We start from the raw sequence: 6,304 nt of genomic DNA on the forward strand, positions 1-6,304 counted from the left end.
TACATCCGGCACCAGCCGACTTAGTGGAAGGACGCCAAGATCATGGCGAAGCTCAGCCAGGACGACCTGCTCGCGCAGTTCGAGGAGATGACCCTCATCGAGCTCTCCGAGTTCGTGAAGGCCTTCGAGGAGAAGTTCGACGTCACCGCCGCCGCCCCGGCCGCCGTGGCCGTCGTTGCCGGTGGCGCTGCCGCCGCCGAGGCCCCGGAGGAGAAGGACGAGTTCGACGTCATCCTCACCGGCGCCGGCGACAAGAAGATCCAGGTCATCAAGGTCGTGCGCGAGCTGACCTCGCTGGGTCTGAAGGAGGCCAAGGACGTCGTGGACGGCGCGCCGAAGGTCCTGCTGGAGAAGGTCAACAAGGAGACCGCCGAGAAGGCCGCCGCGGCCCTCAAGGATGTCGGCGCGGGCGTCACCGTCAAGTAGTACGTCAACCGCTTGGCGGGCTCGAAGAGCGCATCCGCCGAGCTCATGCACCATCTCAGTGGGGGCGTGGCCTATCAGGGTCACGCCCCCACTGCGTTCTCGCGCGCCCCCTTGCTCCGCGTCGCGCATCGTTTCCATACACTGATGGCGCTGTGCACCCGAAAGAGGCAACTTATTCACCGTCAGGAGTGAAGCTGCGCAAGGCGTTCGGACGCGGCGATCATGCAGGTCGGCCGCTGACCGGCGGGTAGACACTCCTGACGGGCGGTAACTCTTGACGAAAAGCCCTGGGCGCGCGATTCTTCGGACGTCTGGTTCACCGCGACGGACTGCCAAGGCGGCGCAAAGTCTTAGGTCCGGTCGGCGGACTGAAATCGGACCGGTACAAGGACTCGTGTTCGAGTTACTTGTCGGCGGTGAGGGGTAGTTTCTCCCCGTGTGCGGGCGGGTCGAGGGTTCCGCTGGAGGCGCACAAAGGCGGCTTCCGGGGTGCTGAGGAGCGCCCCGGGACAGCCTGCTAGCCGCTGACCTGGGACGACGTGGAGTCGAGACGACCGGCGAGGGTCCGGGCTCGACAGCAGTTGGCCTTTAGGCTACACTGCTCGTTTGCGCTGCCTTCTATCCTCCCCGCACGCTCCGGAATCGGCCGGTCACTCCTCCATCGGACCGTCCGAGAGCCCGGAGCGCCAGCTCAGCGGGGTAGCGAGCGACCCGTCGGCGGCGCGCAGTGAGTCCGAGCCCTCGGAAGGACCCCGTCACCTTGGCCACCGTCGCCTCGCGCAACGCCGTGAACGGTAACAACCAGAACGCTTCCAGCACAGCCCCCCGCAGGGTCTCCTTCGCCAAGATCCGCGAACCGCTAGAGGTTCCCAACCTCCTCGCCCTCCAGACCGAGAGTTTCGACTGGCTGGTCGGGAACCAGATCTGGAAGGACCGGATCGCCGCCGCCCAGGCCCAGGGCCTCGACGTGCCGACCACCTCCGGCCTTGAGGAGATCTTCGAGGAGATCTCGCCGATCGAGGACTTCTCCGGCTCCATGTCGCTCACTTTCCGCGACCACCGCTTCGAGCCGGCCAAGTACTCGATCGACGAGTGCAAGGAGCGCGACTTCACCTACGCCGCGCCGCTGTTCGTCACCGCCGAGTTCACCAACAACGAGACCGGCGAGATCAAGTCCCAGACGGTGTTCATGGGCGACTTCCCGCTCATGACCAACAAGGGCACCTTCATCATCAACGGCACCGAGCGCGTGGTCGTCTCGCAGCTGGTCCGCTCGCCCGGCGTGTACTTCGAACGCTCGGTCGACAAGACCAGCGACAAGGACGTCTTCAACGCCAAGGTGATCCCGTCCCGGGGCGCCTGGCTGGAGCTGGAGATCGACAAGCGCGACACCGTCGGGGTGCGCATCGACCGTAAGCGCAAGCAGAACGTCACCGTGCTGCTCAAGGCGCTCGGCTGGGACGACGCGAAGATCCTGGAGGAGTTCGGCGAGTACGAGTCCATGCGGCTGACCCTGGAGAAGGACCACACCGCCACCCAGGACGACGCGCTGCTGGACATCTACCGCAAGCTGCGCCCGGGCGAGCCGCCGACCCGCGAGGCCGCGCAGAACCTGCTGGAGAACCTGTACTTCAACCACAAGCGCTACGACCTGGCTAAGGTCGGCCGCTACAAGATCAACAAGAAGCTCGGCCTCGACCAGGGGCTCGACCAGGGCGTGATGACGGTCGACGACATCGTCGCCGCCATCCGCTACATGGTGAAGCTGCACGCCGGCGAGACCGAGATGGCCCCGGCCCGCGAGGGCGCGCCGATCGTCGTGGTCGAGGTGGACGACATCGACCACTTCGGCAACCGACGCCTGCGCACGGTCGGCGAGCTGATCCAGAACCAGGTCCGCACCGGCCTGGCCCGCATGGAGCGGGTCGTGCGCGAGCGGATGACCACCCAGGACGTCGAGGCGATCACGCCGCAGACCCTGATCAACATCCGGCCGGTCGTCGCCTCCATCAAGGAGTTCTTCGGCACCAGCCAGCTGTCCCAGTTCATGGACCAGACCAACCCGCTCTCCGGCCTCACGCACAAGCGGCGCCTCAACGCGCTCGGCCCCGGCGGTCTGTCCCGCGAGCGGGCCGGCTTCGAGGTGCGCGACGTGCACCCCTCGCACTACGGCCGGATGTGCCCGATCGAGACGCCGGAAGGCCCGAACATCGGCCTGATCGGCTCGCTGGCCTCGTACGGGCGGATCAACGCGTTCGGCTTCGTGGAGACCCCGTACCGCAAGGTGGAGAACGGCCGGGTCACCGACGACGTCGACTACCTGACTGCCGACGAGGAGGACCGCTTCGTCATCGCGCAGGCGAACTCCCCGATCACCAACGACGGCACCTTCGTCGAGGACCGCGTGCTGGTGCGCCGTCGCGGCGGCGAGGTCGACTACATCCCGCCGACCGACGTGGACTACATGGACGTCTCGCCGCGGCAGATGGTGTCCGTGGCGACCGCGATGATCCCGTTCCTTGAGCACGACGACGCCAACCGGGCGCTGATGGGCGCGAACATGATGCGCCAGGCGGTGCCGCTGCTGCGCAGCGAGTCCCCGCTGGTCGGCACCGGCATGGAGTATCGCGCCGCGGTGGACGCCGCCGACGTGGTCGCCGCGCAGAAGGCCGGCGTGGTCACCGAGGTCACCGCCGACTACGTCACCACCGCCAACGACGACGGCACGCAGACCACCTACCGGGTCGCCAAGTTCCAGCGCTCGAACCAGGGCACCTCCTTCAACCAGAAGGTGATCGTGGACGAGGGCGCCCGGGTCGAGGTCGGCCAGGTGCTGGCCGACGGGCCGTGCACCCAGCGCGGCGAGATGGCGCTCGGCAAGAACCTGCTGGTGGCGTTCATGCCGTGGGAGGGCCACAACTACGAGGACGCGATCATCCTCTCCCAGCGGCTGGTGCAGGACGACGTCCTGTCCTCGATCCACATCGAGGAGCACGAGGTCGACGCCCGTGACACCAAGCTGGGCCCGGAGGAGATCACCCGGGACATCCCGAACGTCTCCGAGGAGGTGCTCGCGGACCTCGACGACCGCGGCATCATCCGGATCGGCGCGGACGTGGTGCCCGGCGACATCCTGGTCGGCAAGGTCACGCCAAAGGGCGAGACCGAGCTGACCCCGGAGGAGCGGCTGCTGCGCGCGATCTTCGGCGAGAAGGCCCGCGAGGTCCGGGACACCTCCCTCAAGGTGCCGCACGGCGAAGAGGGCAAGGTCATCGGCGTTCGCATCTTCGACCGGGACGAGGGCGACGAGCTGCCGCCGGGCGTCAACCAGCTGGTCCGGGTGTACGTGGCGCAGAAGCGCAAGATCACCCACGGCGACAAGCTGGCCGGCCGGCACGGCAACAAGGGCGTCATCGCCAAGATCCTGCCGCAGGAGGACATGCCGTTCCTGGAGGACGGCACCCCCGTCGACATCATCCTCAACCCGCTCGGCGTGCCGTCCCGGATGAACCCCGGCCAGGTCATGGAGACCCACCTCGGGTGGGTGGCCAAGACCGGCTGGAAGGTCGAGGGCAACGACGAGCCGTGGAAGGACCAGCTGCGGGCGATCGGCGCGGACGAGTCGGAGCCGGGCACCAACGTGGCCACCCCGGTCTTCGACGGCGCCCGCGAGGACGAGATCACCGGACTGCTCGGCAGCACCCTGCCGAACCGGGACGGCGTGCAGATGGTCGGCAGCTCCGGCAAGGCGCGCATGTTCGACGGGCGCTCCGGCGAGCCGTTCCCGTACCCGATCGCGGTCGGCTACATGTACATCCTCAAGCTGCACCACCTGGTGGACGACAAGCTGCACGCCCGCTCGACCGGCCCCTACTCGATGATCACGCAGCAGCCGCTGGGCGGTAAGGCCCAGTTCGGCGGCCAGCGGTTCGGCGAGATGGAGGTGTGGGCGCTCGAAGCCTACGGCGCGGCCTACGCGTTGCAGGAGCTGCTGACCATCAAGTCCGACGACGTGCTCGGCCGCGTGAAGGTCTACGAGGCCATCGTCAAGGGCGAGAACATCCCCGAACCGGGCATCCCCGAGTCGTTCAAGGTGCTCATCAAGGAGATGCAGTCGCTCTGCCTGAACGTCGAGGTGCTGTCCTCGGACGGCAACAACATCGAGCTGCGCGACACGGACGAGGACGTCTTCCGGGCCGCGGAGGAGCTGGGTATCGACCTGTCCCGGCGCGAGCCGAGCAGCGTCGAAGAAGTCTGAGCGTCGGCCGCCGGGCCGGATCCCGAGGGGGAATCGGCCCGGTCCGGCGGCCCCTGCTCCCGGGACATGGATTCATTTCGCCGCTGCGGGACTTCCCCCTCGCCGCGGTACGAACCATAAGGATTGACACACGTGCTTGACGTCAACTTCTTCGACGAGCTCCGCATCGGCCTCGCGACCGCCGAGGACATCCGCCAGTGGTCCTACGGCGAGGTCAAGAAGCCCGAGACCATCAACTACCGCACTCTCAAGCCGGAGAAGGACGGCCTGTTCTGCGAGAAGATCTTCGGACCGACTCGTGACTGGGAGTGCTACTGCGGCAAGTACAAGCGGGTCCGCTTCAAGGGCATCATCTGCGAGCGCTGCGGGGTCGAGGTGACCCGCGCCAAGGTGCGCCGCGAGCGGATGGGCCACATCGAGCTGGCCGCGCCGGTGACGCACATCTGGTACTTCAAGGGCGTCCCGTCCCGCCTCGGCTACCTGCTGGACCTGGCGCCGAAGGACCTGGAGAAGGTCATCTACTTCGCCGCCTACATGATCACCTGGGTGGACGACGAGCGGCGCACCCGTGACCTGCCGTCGCTCGAAGCCAAGATCTCGGTGGAGCGCCAGCAGCTTGAGCAGCGGCGCGACGCGGAGCTCGAAGCCCGGCAGAAGAAGCTCGAAGAGGACCTCGCGGCGCTTGAGGCCGAGGGCGCCAAGGCCGACCAGCGCCGCAAGGTGCGCGAGTCGGGCGAGCGGGAGATGAAGCAGATCCGCGACCGGGCGCAGCGTGAGCTCGACCGGCTCGACGAGGTCTGGGCCCGGTTCAAGAACCTCAAGGTCCAGGACCTGGAGGGCGACGAGATCCTGTACCGGGAGATGCGGGACCGCTTCGGGCTGTACTTCTCGGGCGGGATGGGCGCCGCGGCGCTGCAAAAGCGGCTGGAGACCTTCGACCTGGAGGCCGAGGCCGAGTCGCTGCGCGAGGTGATCCGTACCGGCAAGGGCCAGAAGAAGACCCGGGCGCTCAAGCGGCTCAAGGTCGTCTCGGCGTTCCTTCAGACCAACAACTCGCCCAACGGCATGGTGCTGGACTGCGTCCCGGTCATCCCGCCGGACCTGCGCCCGATGGTGCAGCTCGACGGCGGCCGGTTCGCCACGTCCGACCTGAACGACCTGTACCGCCGGGTCATCAACCGCAACAACCGCCTGAAGCGCCTGCTCGACCTCGGCGCGCCCGAGATCATCGTGAACAACGAGAAGCGGATGCTCCAGGAGGCCGTGGACGCGCTGTTCGACAACGGCCGCCGCGGACGCCCGGTCACCGGCCCCGGCAACCGGCCGCTGAAGTCCCTGTCCGACATGCTCAAGGGCAAGCAGGGCCGCTTCCGGCAGAACCTGCTGGGCAAGCGCGTCGACTACTCGGCCCGTTCGGTCATCGTGGTCGGCCCGCAGCTCAAGCTGCACCAGTGCGGCCTGCCCAAGGAGATGGCGGTTGAGCTGTTCAAGCCGTTCGTGATGAAGCGGCTGGTCGACCTCAGCCACGCGCAGAACATCAAGTCCGCCAAGCGGATGGTGGAGCGCGCCAAGTCGGTGGTGTGGGACGTGCTCGAGGAGGTCATCACCGAGCACCCGGTG

2 protein-coding genes and 1 pseudogene are annotated in these 6,304 nt (G+C 67.3%); all 3 read left to right on the plus strand.

All coding sequences use genetic code 11. The annotated features are described in order from the left end of the window. Positions 1–42: 42 nt before the first annotated feature. Entirely contained in the window at positions 43–426 is a 384-nt protein-coding gene (gene rplL, locus VGS97_RS09780) for a 50S ribosomal protein L7/L12 (protein ID WP_326853003.1), read from the plus strand. Positions 427–1,186: 760 nt separating this feature from the next. Beyond that, positions 1,187–4,684 carry a DNA-directed RNA polymerase subunit beta gene (gene rpoB / locus VGS97_RS09785; protein ID WP_326853004.1) on the plus strand — a complete coding sequence of 1,166 codons (3,498 nt, stop codon included), beginning with the start codon at positions 1,187–1,189 and terminating at the stop codon, positions 4,682–4,684. A gap of 132 nt (positions 4,685–4,816) precedes the next feature. Beyond that, positions 4,817–6,304: pseudogene (locus VGS97_RS09790) on the plus strand (DNA-directed RNA polymerase subunit beta'); the annotation flags it as partial.

The organism is Actinocrinis sp. (assembly GCF_035946395.1).
Classification (GTDB): Bacteria; Actinomycetota; Actinomycetes; order Streptomycetales; family Catenulisporaceae; genus Actinocrinis.

What these genes read in the sequence shown, in the direction of transcription:
- rplL (WP_326853003.1), top strand. Translation starts at nt 43, where the DNA reads ATGGCGAAGCTCAGCCAGGACGACCTGCTCGCGCAGTTCGAGGAGATG.